The 14,655-nt window shown below is 68.0% G+C and carries 12 protein-coding genes, 1 tRNA gene and 1 other RNA gene; 4 read left to right on the forward strand and 10 right to left on the reverse strand.

The window, feature by feature from the left end; all coding sequences use genetic code 11:
- Positions 1 to 34: 34 nt before the first annotated feature.
- Positions 35 to 634, reverse strand: coding sequence for a recombination mediator RecR (recR, locus tag FB464_RS11615; RefSeq protein WP_116281876.1), 600 nt, complete (start codon positions 632 to 634; stop codon positions 35 to 37).
- A gap of 3 nt (positions 635 to 637) precedes the next feature.
- Positions 638 to 3,379 carry a DNA polymerase III subunit gamma and tau gene (locus tag FB464_RS20260; RefSeq protein ID WP_246093035.1) on the reverse strand — a complete coding sequence of 914 codons (2,742 nt, stop codon included), beginning with the start codon at positions 3,377 to 3,379 and terminating at the stop codon, positions 638 to 640.
- 118 nt (positions 3,380 to 3,497) lie between these two features.
- Here FB464_RS20260 and FB464_RS11625 point away from each other — a divergent pair, with 118 nt between their 5' ends.
- On the forward strand, positions 3,498 to 3,935 hold the full coding sequence (locus FB464_RS11625; protein ID WP_116413717.1) for a GNAT family acetyltransferase: 438 nt from the start codon (positions 3,498 to 3,500) through the stop codon (positions 3,933 to 3,935).
- Positions 3,936 to 3,998: 63 nt separating this feature from the next.
- On the opposite strand, the gene FB464_RS11630 is transcribed toward FB464_RS11625, so the two are convergent.
- The 3 genes from FB464_RS11630 to ffs all read right to left on the reverse strand — a co-directional run bounded on the left by FB464_RS11630 (position 3,999) and on the right by ffs (position 7,653).
- Entirely contained in the window at positions 3,999 to 5,228 is a 1,230-nt protein-coding gene (locus FB464_RS11630) for an acetate kinase (protein WP_116413716.1), read from the reverse strand.
- Positions 5,225 to 7,417 carry a phosphate acetyltransferase gene (gene pta / locus FB464_RS11635; protein WP_116413715.1) on the reverse strand — a complete coding sequence of 731 codons (2,193 nt, stop codon included), beginning with the start codon at positions 7,415 to 7,417 and terminating at the stop codon, positions 5,225 to 5,227. Before pta ends, FB464_RS11630 begins: the two co-directional genes overlap by 4 nt.
- 139 nt (positions 7,418 to 7,556) lie before the next feature.
- Positions 7,557 to 7,653: signal recognition particle sRNA small type (gene ffs, locus FB464_RS11640), an RNA gene on the reverse strand.
- A gap of 118 nt (positions 7,654 to 7,771) precedes the next feature.
- On the opposite strand from ffs, the gene FB464_RS11645 reads away from it, so the two are divergent.
- The 3 genes from FB464_RS11645 (at position 7,772) to FB464_RS11655 (ending at position 9,066) form a co-directional block, all read left to right on the forward strand.
- Positions 7,772 to 8,425 carry an SDR family oxidoreductase gene (locus FB464_RS11645; RefSeq protein WP_116413714.1) on the forward strand — a complete coding sequence of 218 codons (654 nt, stop codon included), beginning with the start codon at positions 7,772 to 7,774 and terminating at the stop codon, positions 8,423 to 8,425.
- A 69-nt stretch (positions 8,426 to 8,494) separates the two neighbouring features.
- Positions 8,495 to 8,582 (forward strand) — tRNA-Ser (locus FB464_RS11650).
- Positions 8,583 to 8,712: 130 nt separating this feature from the next.
- Complete coding sequence (locus FB464_RS11655) at positions 8,713 to 9,066, forward strand: hypothetical protein (protein WP_116413713.1); 354 nt, start codon at positions 8,713 to 8,715, stop codon at positions 9,064 to 9,066.
- 9 nt (positions 9,067 to 9,075) lie between these two features.
- Here the strand turns inward: FB464_RS11655 and FB464_RS11660 are convergent, their stop codons facing one another.
- The 5 genes from FB464_RS11660 to FB464_RS11680 all read right to left on the reverse strand — a co-directional run bounded on the left by FB464_RS11660 (position 9,076) and on the right by FB464_RS11680 (position 14,576).
- A complete protein-coding gene (locus tag FB464_RS11660; protein WP_116413712.1) occupies positions 9,076 to 9,285 on the reverse strand; it encodes a hypothetical protein in 210 nt (69 codons plus the stop codon).
- A gap of 62 nt (positions 9,286 to 9,347) precedes the next feature.
- Positions 9,348 to 10,448 carry a hypothetical protein gene (locus FB464_RS11665; RefSeq protein ID WP_116413711.1) on the reverse strand — a complete coding sequence of 367 codons (1,101 nt, stop codon included), beginning with the start codon at positions 10,446 to 10,448 and terminating at the stop codon, positions 9,348 to 9,350.
- Between the two features lie 397 nt (positions 10,449 to 10,845).
- Positions 10,846 to 11,982, reverse strand: a complete 1,137-nt coding sequence (locus FB464_RS11670) for a hypothetical protein (protein ID WP_116413710.1) — start codon at positions 11,980 to 11,982, stop codon at positions 10,846 to 10,848.
- An 80-nt stretch (positions 11,983 to 12,062) separates the two neighbouring features.
- A complete protein-coding gene (locus tag FB464_RS11675) occupies positions 12,063 to 13,337 on the reverse strand; it encodes a saccharopine dehydrogenase family protein (protein ID WP_116413709.1) in 1,275 nt (424 codons plus the stop codon).
- Positions 13,338 to 13,382: 45 nt separating this feature from the next.
- Positions 13,383 to 14,576: an ROK family protein gene (locus FB464_RS11680; protein WP_246093036.1), complete on the reverse strand. Its 1,194-nt coding sequence runs from the start codon at positions 14,574 to 14,576 to the stop codon at positions 13,383 to 13,385.
- Positions 14,577 to 14,655: the final 79 nt, after the last annotated feature.

Raw genomic sequence — 14,655 nt, forward strand, 5'->3', positions numbered from 1 at the left:
GGTCTGCCCGGGAACCGGCGGACGCCACCGCACGCTACTGCTCGACCAACCGGCGGCCCTCGAACGCGCGGCCGAGGGTGACCTCGTCGGCGTATTCGAGGTCGCCACCGACCGGCAGCCCGGAGGCGAGCCGCGTTACACGGATCTCCAGAGTGGTCAGCAGCCGTGACAGGTAGGTCGCCGTCGCCTCGCCTTCGAGGTTGGGGTCGGTCGCGATGATGACCTCCTCGACCGTGGCGTCGGCGAGGCGCCGCATCAACTCGCGGATGCGCAGGTTGTCGGGCCCGATCCCGTCAATCGGACTGATGGCACCGCCCAGCACGTGGTAGAGCCCCCTGAACTCCCGGGTGCGTTCGATCGCGACAACATCTTTGGCTTCCTCGACCACGCAGATGACGTTCTGCGAACGTCTCGGGTCCCGGCAGATCGCACAGGTGTCCTGCTCGGAGACGTTGCCGCAGATCGAGCAGAAGTGCACCTTGTCGCGCACCTCGATGAGCACCTCAGCCAGCCGGGTCACGTCGAACGACTCGGTCTGCAGAATGTGGAAGGCGATGCGCTGCGCCGACTTCGGCCCGATCCCGGGCAGCCGGCCGAGCTCATCGATCAGTTCCTGGATGATTCCCTCGTACACGGGCTACCCCTCCCGCTCGGGTGACCGGCGCGGCGCGACCGGTCGTTCCTCGATGAAGCTCGCGCCGAGGATCTCTCGCACGACCGCCTCGCCGTAACGCTGCTTCTCACCGAACTGCGGCACAGGGCGATCGGATGTCGCAGCCCTGGCCGCCCGGGGCGAAGCGGTCTGCGGCTCGGTCCTCTGCGGCGACGTCGCAGACGGGACTCCCGCCCGGGAGGACGACGGGATCGTGTTCTGGCGCGGGGGCCCTGACGGCGACCCGAAGCTGTCGTCGGAGGGCCCGGCGGGCAATGGGATGTCGTCGTCGGCCCCGGCCCACGAAACGGTCGGGTCGAAGTCGGGGACGGCTCCTTCGGGAATGTCCTCCGGGATCTCGGACATCGGGATGTCGACGACCACCGTCGCCGCCCGCACCGGCTCCCTCGACTCCGGCTCTGAACGTCCCTGCCCCGTGCGTACCGGTTCGTCGCTCTCCGGGCTCGAGACAGGGATGGCGACGACGGGCCAGGACGTCGCCGACACTGCGGGCGTCGGCACTGCGGGCGTCGATGAGGCCTGTGCCCGTGAAGCGCCTTGGGCTGGTGGAGCGGCTTGCGCCGCTGATGGGGCCTGCGCTGTCGGAGAGGTCTGCGCAGGAGAGGCGGTCTGCGCAGGTGAGGGGGTCTGTGCAGGTAAGGCGGTCTGCGCAGGCGTCTGGCGCGGTCTGTCCGCGAGTGCCGGTGCCGGTGCGCCGGTGGCCGGGGTCGGCGCGGCCGCGCGCGCCGGGGGCGCCGCGACTGTGCCGCGTTGCGCGGCCTGCGCTTCGGGCGAGGCGGGATTCGTCGCATCCACACGGGCGATGAACTTCACGCGGAGACCCAGCACGTCGACGATGGCCTGCCGCAGCACCTCACTCACGCCCTGGCCCGGCACCTGCTGCTGGCGGAAGTTGTCGACGTCGTTCTGGCTGGGGAAGGTGAGGGTCAGAACGTCGCCCTCCAGTGCACGGATCGAACCGGTGTAGACGATCATCCACGCCGACCGCTTCGCCTTCTCGACGGTTTCGAGGATCTGCGGCCACGAGTCCCGGAGTTGCGCGAAGGTGACCGGCGTCGCTTCAGACGATGGCCTGGAAGCATCCGCCGGTCCGGTCGGCTCGGTCGGCTCGGGCATCGATGGTGCGACCGTGCTCGACGCCCGGTCCGGCTCGGAGGACTCCTGGGCACGTGTCGGCACCACGGAAGCCGCCGCGCCGGAAGCAGGTGCGCCGGAATTCGCCGCACCGTCACCCGTCTGCGCGAACGAGCCCGACGGCCGGTCGATGCTGTACGCGCGCTCGGGCGGCGACGTGGATGACCGGGTCTCGCTCGAGGCGCCGGACAGCGACCCCGCAGCAGCGGGCGATCCCGCACCGGACGGCGATCCCCCACCGGATGGGGCTCCCGTGCCAGACGGACTCTCCAGAGCGCCTGCCTGGGCGGCCGAGGTGCCCCCGGCGACGGCTCCGCGCGCGGACCCACCGGCAGCCGCCGGCCTCACGCCCTCGATCGCACCGCCGCCGACGCCGCTGCCAACACCGCCAGCGACACCGCTGTCAACACCGACGCGACGTTCAAGACGCTCGACCCGCGCCAGTGCCCCGCGCGCCGTATCGTCGCTCGCGGGCACGAGAACCCGCGCGATCATCAGTTCGAGGTGCAGGCGCGGTGAGGTGGCTCCGGTCATCTCGGTGAGCGCGGCGTTCACGATGTCTGCCGTGCGGGAGAGCTCCGCCGAGCCGAAGAGGGCCGCCTGCTGCTGCATCTGCAGGATGTCGTCGCTCGGCATTCCGCGGAGAACCGCGGCGGCACCTTCGGCCGACCGGGTCGCCGAGACGATGATCACGTCGCGCAGGCGCTCGAGCAGGTCTTCGACGAACCGGCGCGGATCCTGCCCCGTCTGGATGACGCGGTCCACGGCGCCGAACGCACCCTCGGAATCGTGGGCTCCGAGGGCGTCGATCACCTCGCCGAGCAGGGAGGCGTGGGTGTAGCCGAGCAGCGCCACCGCTCGCTCGTACTCGATGTGGTTGCTCTCGGAACCGGCGATCAGCTGGTCGAGCAGCGACAGCGTGTCGCGGGCCGAACCGCCGCCGGCCCGCACCACGAGCGGCAGAACGCCCGGGGCAGCCGTGATGCCCTCGATCTCGCAGAGAGCCTGCACGTATTCCAGCAGTTGCGCCGGCGGGATCAGCCGGAAGGGGTAGTGGTGCGTGCGCGACCGGATGGTGCCGATGACCTTGTCGGGCTCGGTCGTCGCGAAGATGAACTTGATGTGCTCCGGCGGCTCCTCCACGATCTTGAGCAGCGCGTTGAACCCCTGCGGCGTCACCATGTGCGCCTCGTCGAGGATGAAGATCTTGTAGCGGTCGCGTGCGGGAGCGAAGACGGCTCGCTCACGGAGGTCTCTCGCGTCGTCGACGCCGTTGTGGCTCGCCGCGTCGATCTCGACGACATCGAGCGAACCCGATCCGTCGCGTGAGAGCTCGACGCAGCTCGGGCAGACACCGCACGGAGTGTCGGTGGGGCCCTCTGCGCAGTTCAGGCAGCGGGCGAGGATGCGCGCCGACGTGGTCTTGCCGCACCCCCGGGGGCCGCTGAAGAGGTATGCATGGTTCACCCTGTTCGTGCGCAGCGCCGTCATCAACGGCTCCGTGACCTGCGACTGGCCGATCATCTCGCCGAACGTCTCAGGCCTGTAGCGGCGGTAAAGGGCTGTGACCATGGCACCAATCGTATCCGCCAGCACCGACACTCAGGCCCCCGTCGCCGAACCTGTGGAGAGCTCGCACCAGGGCTCTGCCTGTGGATGAGCGGACAGGCCGATCTCCTACACTCGAACGATGCAGCTCCGCCCTTTCGACACGTCCGACACCGACTCCGTGATCGCCCTGTGGCAGTCTTCGGGTCTGGTTCGCCCGTGGAACGACCCGCACAAGGACATCGCCCGGAAGCTGACCGTGCAACCCGACCTGTTCATCGTCGGCGTCGACGACAGAACTGGCGAGGCCACGGCCGGAGCCATCGTCGCCGCCATGATGGTCGGCTTCGACGGGCACCGCGGCTGGGTCAACTACCTCGCTGTCGCACCCGAGCACCGCGGCCACGGACACGGCCGCACCCTCATGGCCGAGGCCGAACGCCTGCTCATCGCGCTGGGTTGCCCGAAACTGAACCTGCAGGTGCGGGCGGGCAACGAGAACGTGCTCGCCTTCTACGAGGCTCTCGGCTACGAACCCGACCACACGGTCAGCCTCGGCAAACGGCTCATCGCCGACTGACGCCAGCCGAGGCATCCGGATGACCGGCTGACCCCGCGCCGGCCGCCGGGATGCCCGGACAGGTCAGATCACGGACAGGCACTGCCGAGCGATCTCCAGCTCCTCGTTCGTCGGCACCACCAGCACCGCGACGGCGGAGTCGTCGCTCGAGATGAGGCGGGCACCGCGCTCCGGGGACGCATTCCGCTCGGGGTCGATGCGGATTCCGAGGCGTTCGAGCCCGGCGAGCGCCCGACCGCGCACAGCGACGCTGTTCTCCCCCACTCCGGCGGTGAAGACGATCGCGTCCGCTCCCCCCAGAACGGCGAGGTAGGAGCCCACGTAGTGCTTCAGCCGGTGGAGGTACACGTCGAGGGCGAGGGCGGCCGCCGCGTCGCCGGCGTCCGCGGCCTCCACGACATCGCGCATGTCGCCCCGGCCGCTCAGCCCGACCAGGCCGCTCCGACGGTTCAGCAGCGCGTCGAGTTCATCGAACCCGAGACCTGCCTTCCGGTGCAGGTGGATGAGCACCGCGGGGTCGAGGTCTCCCGACCGGGTGCCCATCACCAGCCCTTCCAGCGGAGTGAGCCCCATCGATGTGTCGACCGAACGGCCACCGTCGACGGCGCAGGCCGACGCTCCGTTGCCGAGGTGCAGCACGATCGTCTTCAGCTCATCGAGCGGCCGACCGAGGAACTCGGCCGTGCGGCCGGAGACGTACTTGTGCGATGTGCCGTGGAAGCCGTACCGGCGTACCCGGTTCTTCTCTGCGAGCTGCGCGTCGATGGCATAGGTGAAGGCCGCCGGCGGCAGGGTCGCGTGGAACGCCGTGTCGAACACCGCGACGTGCGGCACGGCGGGGAACGCCTGCTGCGCCGCCGTGATGCCGTCGAGGTTCGCCGGATTGTGGAGCGGGGCCAGCTCGGCGAGGTCTTCGATGTTGATCTTCACGAGGTCGGTGACCACGGTGGGCTCGAAGAATCGTTTGCCGCCGTGCACGACCCGGTGGCCGACAACGACCGGCGGATTCTCGGCCAGCGACGGGCCGTGTGCTTCGAAGGCGTCGATCATCACGCGGAAGGCTGCGGCGTGGTCGGCGACCGGCTCCGTTCCGCGGAAGGTCTCGTCATCGCCCCGAACCTCCGCCGCGCCGGGCACACTGACCACGCCGGCCGCCACCGTGTGCTTCACCGAGCCCGTGGCCTCGCCGATCCGCTCGATCAGCCCTGTGGCCAGTACCGTCTCGCCGGTCATCTCGATGAGTTGGTACTTCAGCGACGACGACCCGCTGTTGACGACCAGGACGGCGCTCACTGCTGCACCTGCGCCGACACGACCACAGGCTCGGAGACTGTCGCCGCCTGGATGGCAGTGATGGCGATCGTGTTGACGATGTCCTGCACGAGGGCTCCCCGGGAGAGGTCGTTGATCGGTTTGTTGAGGCCCTGGAGAACAGGACCGACGGCTATCGCGCCAGCACTCCGCTGCACGGCCTTGTAAGTGTTGTTCCCCGTGTTGAGGTCGGGGAAGATGAAGACCGTCGCGCGGCCCGCGACGTCGGAGTCGGGCATCTTCGCAGCCGCCACCGCCGCGTCAGCCGCAGCGTCGTACTGGATCGGGCCCTCGACGAGCAGGTCGGGTCGCCGCGCCCGCACGAATTCTGTCGCCTCCCGCACCTTCTCGACGTCGGCTCCCGAGCCCGAGACGCCCGTCGAATAGGAGAGCATGGCCACCCGGGGTTCGATACCGAACTGAACGGCCGTCTCCGACGACGAGATGGCGATGTCGGCCAGCTGGGTCGATGTGGGGTCGGGAATCACCGCGCAGTCCCCGTAGACGAGCACCCTGTCGGCCAGTGCCATCAAAAAGACGCTCGACACCACCGACACCTCGGGCCGGGTCTTGATGATCTCGAAGGCCGGCCGGATGGTGTGGGCTGTCGTGTGCGCGGCACCCGACACCATCCCGTCGGCCAAGCCGAGATGCACCATCATCGTGCCGAAGTACGACACGTCGGTCACCGTGTCCCTGGCCATGTCGAGCGTGATTCCACGGTGCGCCCGGATGATCGCGTACTTCTCGGCGAACAGCTCCCGCAGCTCCGGGTCGAAGGGGCTCACGATGGCCGCCTCGTCGAGGCTGAAGCCGAGGGAGGTGGCACGGGAGCGGATCTCCTCCTCCTCCCCCAGGATCGTGAGCCGGGCGATGCCCCGCGTCAACACCGTCGCAGCGGCACGGAGCACCCGGTCATCCGTTCCCTCGGGCAGCACGATGTGCTTCTGAGCCGAGCGGGCACGGTCGATGAGCCCGTACTCGAACATCAGCGGGGTGATGGCCGTCGAGGTACTCACGTCGAGCAGTTCGAGCAGCTTCTCGCCGTCGACGTACTGCTCGAAGAGGGCGAGCGCGCTGTCGTACTTGCGCTGTGAATCGGCGGCGAGCCGCCCCCGGGTCGACGTGATGCGCACAGCGGTGTCGTAGGTGCCGAGCGGTGTGCTGATGATCGGCAGCGACGCTTCGAGGCCGTCGATCAACCGCTCGATCGGCTCCGGGAGGTCGAAGCCACCGTTCAGGATGATCCCGGACAGGCTCGGGAACGTGGCAGACGCATTGGCCATCAGGGCGGCCAGCAGCACCTCGGTACGGTCGCCGGGAATCACCACGACGGCGCCCTCCATGAGGCGGGGCAGCACGTTCACCATCGACATGCCGGCCACCACGACGCCGAGCGCCTCGCGACCGAGCAGCCGGGGATCGCCCTTGATCATCACCCCGCCGGTCGACTCGACGAGGTTCGCCATGCTCGGCGCCACGAGGAGACGGTCTTCGGGGATCGACCAGATCGGCACGCGCGACCGACGCACGTCGACCGAGGTGGGAATTGCCAGCGCCGAGAGCGCGGCCGAGGCGGCGCGCCCAATCGAGTCGCGGATCTTCTCGAGGTTCTCGGGGTCGCTGCGGTTCGCCACGATGCCGAGAAGTGTTGCGTGGGCGGCCTTCAGCTCCACCAGTGCGAGCTCGGTGATCTGGCGCATGTCGTCGGGCGTACGGGCGTCGGAGTGCCCGAGCAGCTCGGTGGCACCCTGGCCCGCCCGGCCACCGAGAACCAGCAGCACCGGTGCCCCGAGGTTCGCGGCGATACGGGCGTTGAACGACAGCTCCGAGGGACTGCCGACATCGGTGTAGTCGGAACCGAGGATCACGACGGAGTCGCACAGCCTCTCGACGGACTTGTACCGTTCGACGATGCGGGACAGCGCGGCATCCGCATCACTGTGCACCTCCTCGTAGGAGACGCCGATCGCGTCGTCGTAGTCGAGATCGACCCCGTTGCGGGCCAGGAGCATCTCGAGCACGTAGTCGCGTTCGCTCACCGACCGAGCGATCGGGCGGAACACACCCACCCGGCCGACGGTGCGCCCCAGAATGTCGAGGACACCGAGCGCAATCGTCGATTTGCCCGAATGACCTTCGGCGGAAGTGATGTAGATACTGCGGGCCACGGTTCTCCTTGCGGTTCCGGCGAACCCGCGGTGCAGGTCTGCCGGATCCAGCCTAGGGAGCCCGGCCTGAGCGCGCACCCCCTGTGTACTGATCGTCAGCAGTCTGTCGGCTGTGAGCGAGAGGAGCGTGAGTGCACAAAAAAAGGACCCCCCGCGCACCCGCCAGAGCCTGGTTACCCTTGCTGCATTTCTGCCCTGGGGGAGTTGGCCTGGATGGCGCCACGCGGGGAGCCGGGCATCAGTTTAGCCGACGGGAGGCGAACCGCGAAGCCGAGCGGGACGCCGGCTGCGAAGCCGCCGGGATCAGGGCCCGGTGAGTTGGCAGATCGGGCTTGGGGGGCGTTGGATGGAAGCATGAGAATCGCAATCGCCGGCGGCCACGGAGCTATCGCACTCCACCTCGAGAAAATCCTCTCCGACCAGGGACACGACGCCGTCGCGATCATCCGGAACGCGGAGCACGCCAGCGACGTGCTCGCGGCCGGCGGCATCCCGGTACTCATCGACCTCGAGAAGGTGGATGCCCGCACCCTCGCCCTCGACCTCACGGGTGTCGATGCGGTGGTCTTCGCAGCGGGCGCGGGGCCGGGGTCGACGGCAGAGCGCAAGAACACCGTCGACCGTGACGGCGCGATCCTCCTGGCTGACGCTGCGGAAGCGGCGGGCATCCACCGCTACGTCCTGGTCTCCTCGATGGGAGCAGACGACTTCGACCCCGCGTCGGACGACATCTTCCAGATCTACCTTGCCGCGAAGTCGGCCGCCGACGCGAACGTGCGGGAACGCGCCCTCGACTGGACAATCATCCGCCCCGGAGGCCTGACCGACGAACCGGGCACGGGCCAGGTCACGCTCGCCGAGAGCACAGGCCGTGGAACGATCCCTCGCCAGGATGTCGCGGCCCTCGTCGCGGCTGCGCTGCTCGACGGCATCGCGATCGGCGCACAGTTCGAGGCCATCAGCGGAGACACTTCCATCCCGGAGGCGCTGGCGGCGGTTCGCTACTGATGCGAGCGTCCGGCAGGAATGCCGTAAGATGCTCTTTGGCCGTTTCTGCACGAGGGAGACGGTTCGCCAGGAGAATTCGCCTAGTGGCCTATGGCGCACGCTTGGAAAGCGTGTTGAGTGAAAGCTCTCGGGGGTTCGAATCCCCCATTCTCCGCCAGATTGAGCCGCGTGGTCCCTCCCGGGACACGCTCGGCGGTACACACGGTGACTGAGCAGGGGTCACCCGACGAGACAGCGCATGCGATGCGGCGCTGGAAACGTTTTGCGATCGCCGAAGTGGCTTTCGGATGTCTCGGATTTGCGCTCGCGATCGTGCTGGTCTCGGTCGCCTTCGCCGCGCCGGGTCGGGCGTCGAAGGCGTACCGTCCGCAGCCGGACCTTCCGTCGACGCCAATCTCGACGACCTCGTCTACCAGTCCGCCCTCGACGACTTCCTCACGTTCGGCGAGAACGTCGGAGCCTTCGTCTCGGTCAGGATCCTCTCAGGCACCGATCCGGACGGCAACACTCACCTCACCGCTGCCCGGGCTCTCACGCAGACAGGTACCGGAGTCTCCTTCGACCTGCGCTGTGCGCCGCAGGTCGACAGCGGCGAGTACCAATACACGGTGGTGGCCGGAGTGAATGTCGTCCTCAGTTGACGCCGACGACTACCCGAGTTCGTTCTCGGTGATCGTGTCGGAGTGCAGCGCGATCCAGAGTTCGGCGGCATGCTTGTCGGCCGCCGTGTGAAGTTCCGTGCCGGTGAGGCTCTCGACGATGAATGGTCGGTCTCCGTGACCGTTCTCCTGACGGATGTTGGCGACGTGTACGTCGCCGATCCAGATTTCTTCTGCGTCTTTGCCCGTGTTGTCAGCCATGTCTTCACGCTACAGGTTCCGGCCGGCGATGTCTGGTCGGCGACCGGAACCGTCAGCGATCCCTACAGGTTGTTCGCGCGGCGTCGACGTGTCACAGCCAGGCCGGCCAGGGCGCCGAATCCGAGCAGCCCGACGATCGCACCCAGACCGACGATTCCGGCGACGGGCGCTCCCGTCTCAGCCAGCGATCCCGTTCCGGTCCCGGGCCGCGGTGCGACGACCGCCGCAGTCGACGTCGTGGTGCCGGTCACCGTGGGAAGAGGTGTGACCGTGGCTCCAGGCGTTGCCGGCGGGGTGGCGGGCGGCGAGGTCGGAGTGACTGCGGCAGCGGAGCCGGACAGAGGCACCACCACCGTGATGGCGCTCGTCTCGACTGAGCCCGAAAGCGCGAACCCGGAAACTCTCGCGCTGCCCGTGACGGAGCCCGCGGCGAGCGGAGTGTAGGTGAGTTCGAACGCAGCGGTCACTCCCGGATTGGTGACCGCGCCGGCGGTCCCGAAGGAGGAGGCCGTGACCTTCACGCCCGGCAGCGGATTGCCGGCCGAGTCGACGATGGTGATGTTGTCTGTCGAGAAACGGATCGGCAGCACCCCGTCGACAGTCAGGGTGACGTCTTTCGTGGCGAAGCTGCCGACGCTGACGGTCCCGAAGTCGGCCGAGGTGCCACCACCCGAGGTCGTCGCCGTGAAATGGGCGGGGTCGGTCGCGATCGATGTTCCCTTGAAAGTGATCGACAGGTTCTTCGTGGTGTTGTCGGCCTGATCGGTCACCACCAGCGTCACCGGAACAGTGGAAACCGTTCCGACCGCGGGCACGGTGTAGTTCACCTTGAACGTGCCATGTCCGTTCTTCGGTATGACCGTCAGCGCGGAGAAGCTCCCGGCGGTCACGGTGAACGGGCCGGTCAGGGCAGTCAGGGGCGCGGGGTCGATCGCAATCGAATCGTCACCGCCGTTCTGGATGTCGAACTCCTTGATCTGCACCGTACCCGCTTTCGCGAAACCGAAATCCGGGTTACCCGACGCGAAGAACACGTCGAACGCGGCAGCGTTGGCGGGGGCAGCAGTCACACCGCCGACGAAGGCGAAAGACCCGAGCACCGCGAGAGTGGCGAGGGCCCGTCGGCCGAGACCGGACAGAGGTGTGGGGGCGCGTAGGGTCATCGTTTCTCAGCTCTCGTGAAAGTAGTGATTTACCCTCAGGATAGTCATAAAGCGAAGAAAACTCAAACCACATGGTCAGACCGCGCGGTCCTCCAGCCCCCAGGGCTGGCCATAGCCGCCCTCCTCGACCGGCAGCGCACGCCCAACCCACCGTTGCCCGGGCCCACACGCTGACAAATGCCGGAATCTCCTTCGACCCGCGCCGTGCGCCGCAGGTCGAAGGAGGCGAGTGTTACCACACGGTGGTGGCCGGAGTGAACGTCGTCCTCAGCTGACACCGCATCCCGGTTGGGCTTCGGTCTCCGTGACCGTTTTTCTGGCGGATGTTGGCGACGTGAACATCGCCGATCCAGATCTCTTCTGCGTCTTTGCCCGTGTTGTCAACCTTGTCTGCACCCTACGCGTTGTTCGCTCGGCGTCGACGTGTCACGGTCAGGCCGGCCAGGGCCCCGAACCCGAGCAGCCCGACCATCGCGCCCAGACCGACGATTCCGGCGACGGGCGCTCCCGTCTCAGCCAGCGATCCCGTTCCGGTCCCGGGTCGCGGCGCGACGACCGCCGCGGTCGACGCCGTGGTGCCGGTCACCGTGGGAAGAGGTGTGACGGTCGCACCGGGGCTAGCGGGCGCGGTCGTGGGTGGCGTGGTCGGGGTGATTGCGGCCGCGGAGCCGGACAGAGGCACGACGACCGTGATGGCGCTCGTCTCGACCGAGCCCGAAACCGCGGACTCGGAAACTCTGGCGCTGCCCGTCGAAACCGCGAACCCGGAAACTCTCGCACTGCCCGTGAAGGAGCCCGCGGCGAGCGGACTGTAGGTGAGTTCGAACGCAGCCGTTACTCCCGGATTGGTGACCGCACCGGCGGTCCCGAAGGAGGAGGCCGTGACCTTCACGCTCGGCAGCGGATTGCCGGCCGAGTCGACGATGGTGATGTTGTCTGTCGAGAAACGGATCGGCAGCACCCCGTCGACTGTCAGGGTGACATCTTTCGCGGCGAAGCTCCCGACGCTGACAGTCCCGAAGTCAGCCGAGGTTCCGCCACCCGAGGTCGTCGCCGTGAAATGGGCGGGGTCAGTCGCAGTGGGGGTTCCCTTGAACCGGAGGGTGAGCAGCCGCATATCTCCGGTCACCTGGTCCGTCGCGAAGAGAACGACAGGGACATCTGACGGCATTCCGACGGCCGGCACCGTGTAAGTCACCGTGAAGGTCGCATGACCGGTGGGTGCAATGACGGTGGTGTTGGTGAACGAAATGGCTGATGCGGCGAAAGGGGCCGACAGGGTCCGCAGAGTGGGCGCCTCGATCGTGATGTCATCGTCTCCGGAATTGAGCAGTGCAAAAGTCCTTGTCTGCACAGTTCCTGTTTTTTGGAATCCGAAATCGGGGTCGCCTGACGAAACTACGAAGTCTAACGGAACAGCGTTGGCGGGGGCAGCAGTCACGCCGCCGACGAAGGCGAAAGCCCCGAGCACGGCGAGAGCGCCGAGGGCCCGTCGGCCGAAACCGGACAAAGAGGTGTGGGCGCGCAGGGTCATCGTTTCTCAGCTCTCGTAGAGGTAGTGATCACCCTCAGATTAGCCAATAGTCGATAAAAACTCAAACATGACCGCACGGGTCAGACCGCGCGGTCCTCCAGCCCCCAGGGCTGGCCGTAGCCGCCCTCCTCGACCGGCAGCGCCATCAGCTCGAGGAACGGCAGCGCGTCGAACGCCTCCGGGCCGAGCACGCCCACCCCGCCCCACACCCCGAGCGACAGCAGCTCCAGCGCGATCACGGGGTTCAGCGCCGTCTGCCAGACGACGCACTGGGACTCGTATTCGCGCATCGTCCACTCATTGTCGGCCACGTGGTAGAGGTACACCTCCCGCGGGAACCCGTCGAGCCCCGTACCGGTGACCCAGACTCCCGCGCAGGTCTTGCCGGTCATCCGGGGACCGAGCGTTGCAGGGTCGGGCAGCCCGGCCGCCACGACGTCGCGTGGTGCAACTGCCACAGGGCCGGCAGCCGACCGCACCGTCAGCGGCGCGGTCTTGTCGAGGCCGAGCTGGTGCAGCGTCTTCAGGATGGAGATGAACTCGTTGCCGAGCCCGTACTTGAAGGTCACCCGCTTCGCGTCGACCCAGCGCGGCATCAGCAGCACCTCTTCGTGCTCCACGTTCACGCACTCGACGGGCCCGATGCCGTCGGGGAAGTCGAAGACCTCCGGTTCACTGAACGGCGCGGTCGTGAACCAGCCACGCTCCTTCTCCCACACCACGGGCGGGTTCAGGCACTCCTCGATGGTCGTCCAGATGCTGAACGAGGGCGCGAAGATCTCGGCTCCCGACTCGTCGCGCACAACGAGGTTGGCCCCGTCGCGGGTGCCGAGTTCGTCGATCTCACTGAACAGGTGGTCCGCGGCGTAGCGGGCGAACACATCGGAGAGCCCGGGCTCGACCCCCATGCCGACGAGCGCGAGCGTGCCCGCCTTCTCCCAGTCGGCGGCCTGGGCGAACTGGTCGTCGCCGAGCTTGATCCCGGTCTCCTCGTGGGGGTTGGTGGGATGCGGCTCGGAGAGGCTCATCGCCATGTCGAGGTAGTTGGCGCCGGCCGCGAGAGCCCCGGCGAAGATGGTGGGCACGAAGCGCGGCTCGACAGCGTTCATGACGTGGGTCGCGCCGTGCCGCCGTGCGACCTCCTCGACGCTTGCGGCGTCGGAGGCATCGATCCGGTCGGCGAGGAACCGGCGGGCGACCTCCGGGCCGTGCTTCGCCTGGATCCACGACACCGTGGACTCCGCCCTCGTGAGGTCGTAGTCCGTCACCACCACAACGTCGAAGAAGGTGCGGCGGGCCGCGATCTTCGCAATCGAATCCCCGACACCACCGGCACCCACGAGCAGAATCTTCATGGCGAGAGACTACCGCGAGCGGTGGATGCTCGGCAGCACCCCGCGTCAGAACACGGTGCCCGCGGGGTCGGCCAGCAGGTCGGCGAACACCAGTTCCGCCGCGCCCGTGGTCAGCAACCTCGACCGCAGCTGCGCGCGTTCGAGGCGAACCGGTTCGGCAAGCCCCGCGACCGAGGCTGCGTCGACGGAGGCGCGAAGCCGCGAAGGATCGGCCTCGTACAGCGACCCGAGGAATCCGCCCAGGATGATCGACTCCGGATTGAACACGCTGACGAAGGTGCCGATGGCGAGCGCCAGCACGTCGAGTTGGCGCTCGATCTCGGGGCGGGCATCCGGAACCGCGGCGATCAGCGCATCGACCTCGTCGAGCCCGGCCGTCTCACGCCCCAGCACTTCCAGCAGACGCCCGAGGTTGACCTCGGTCTCCAGGCAGCCGCGCTTGCCGCAGTGGCACCGGATGCCCGAGCTGTTCACCAGCGTGTGGCCGAGTTCTGCGGCGTACCCCTGGCGGCCGCGGAGCATCACTCCGCCCGCGAGAACCCCTCCCCCGATGCCGCTCGCACTGCCGTTGAGGTAGACGAGGTCCTGCACGCCGCGGCCGGCGCCGAAGAGGCTCTCGGCGACGGTCGCGAGCGCAGCGTCGTTGGCCACCGTGGCGGGGAGGCCGAGCGCGTCGGCGAACGGCCGGGCGACCGGTTCGTCCCGCCAGCCGAGGTGCGGGGCGAGCGCGACGACGCCTTCCCGGGAGTCGACGAGCCCGGGCACGGCGATCCCGACGCCCACCACCCGGTAGCCCGCGAGCTCGTCACGCAGACCGTCGAGCACCTCCTGCACGATCCGGATGCTCGCCCCGACCGTCGGTACGGCATCCGTCTCCCGGCGGACGAGATGGTGGAGCACACCGCCGAGCCCTACGACACCGACCGTGACCGCGTCGATGTCGGGGTTGACGGTGATCGCGACGACATTCGCGTTCGCGTTCACGATCGGGCTAGGCCGGCCCACCCGACCGGAGTCGGCCGGCTCCGTCTCGAAGGCGAGACCGAGCTCGGTGAGCTCGACGACGAGGGCGCCCGTGGTCGACCTGTTCAGGGCGGAGAGACCGGTGAGCTGCGCCCTGGCCTGGGGGCCGCCGTGGTGCAGGAAGGTCAGGATGGTCGAGAGGTTGTGGCGGCGGGTCTGGTCATTGCTGTTGCCGACGCCGGCGGACAGGCGCCGCGGTGTGTTCGCGAGAACCACGTGACCTCCCGGGATCGATGTCAGGAAAACAGTGTGCCAGCCCTTTGACAGAAGCCCTGCATCCGCAATATGTTGTCCG

Origin of the sequence: Subtercola boreus (assembly GCF_006716115.1) — a bacterium.
Lineage (GTDB): Bacteria > Actinomycetota > Actinomycetes > Actinomycetales > Microbacteriaceae > Subtercola > Subtercola boreus.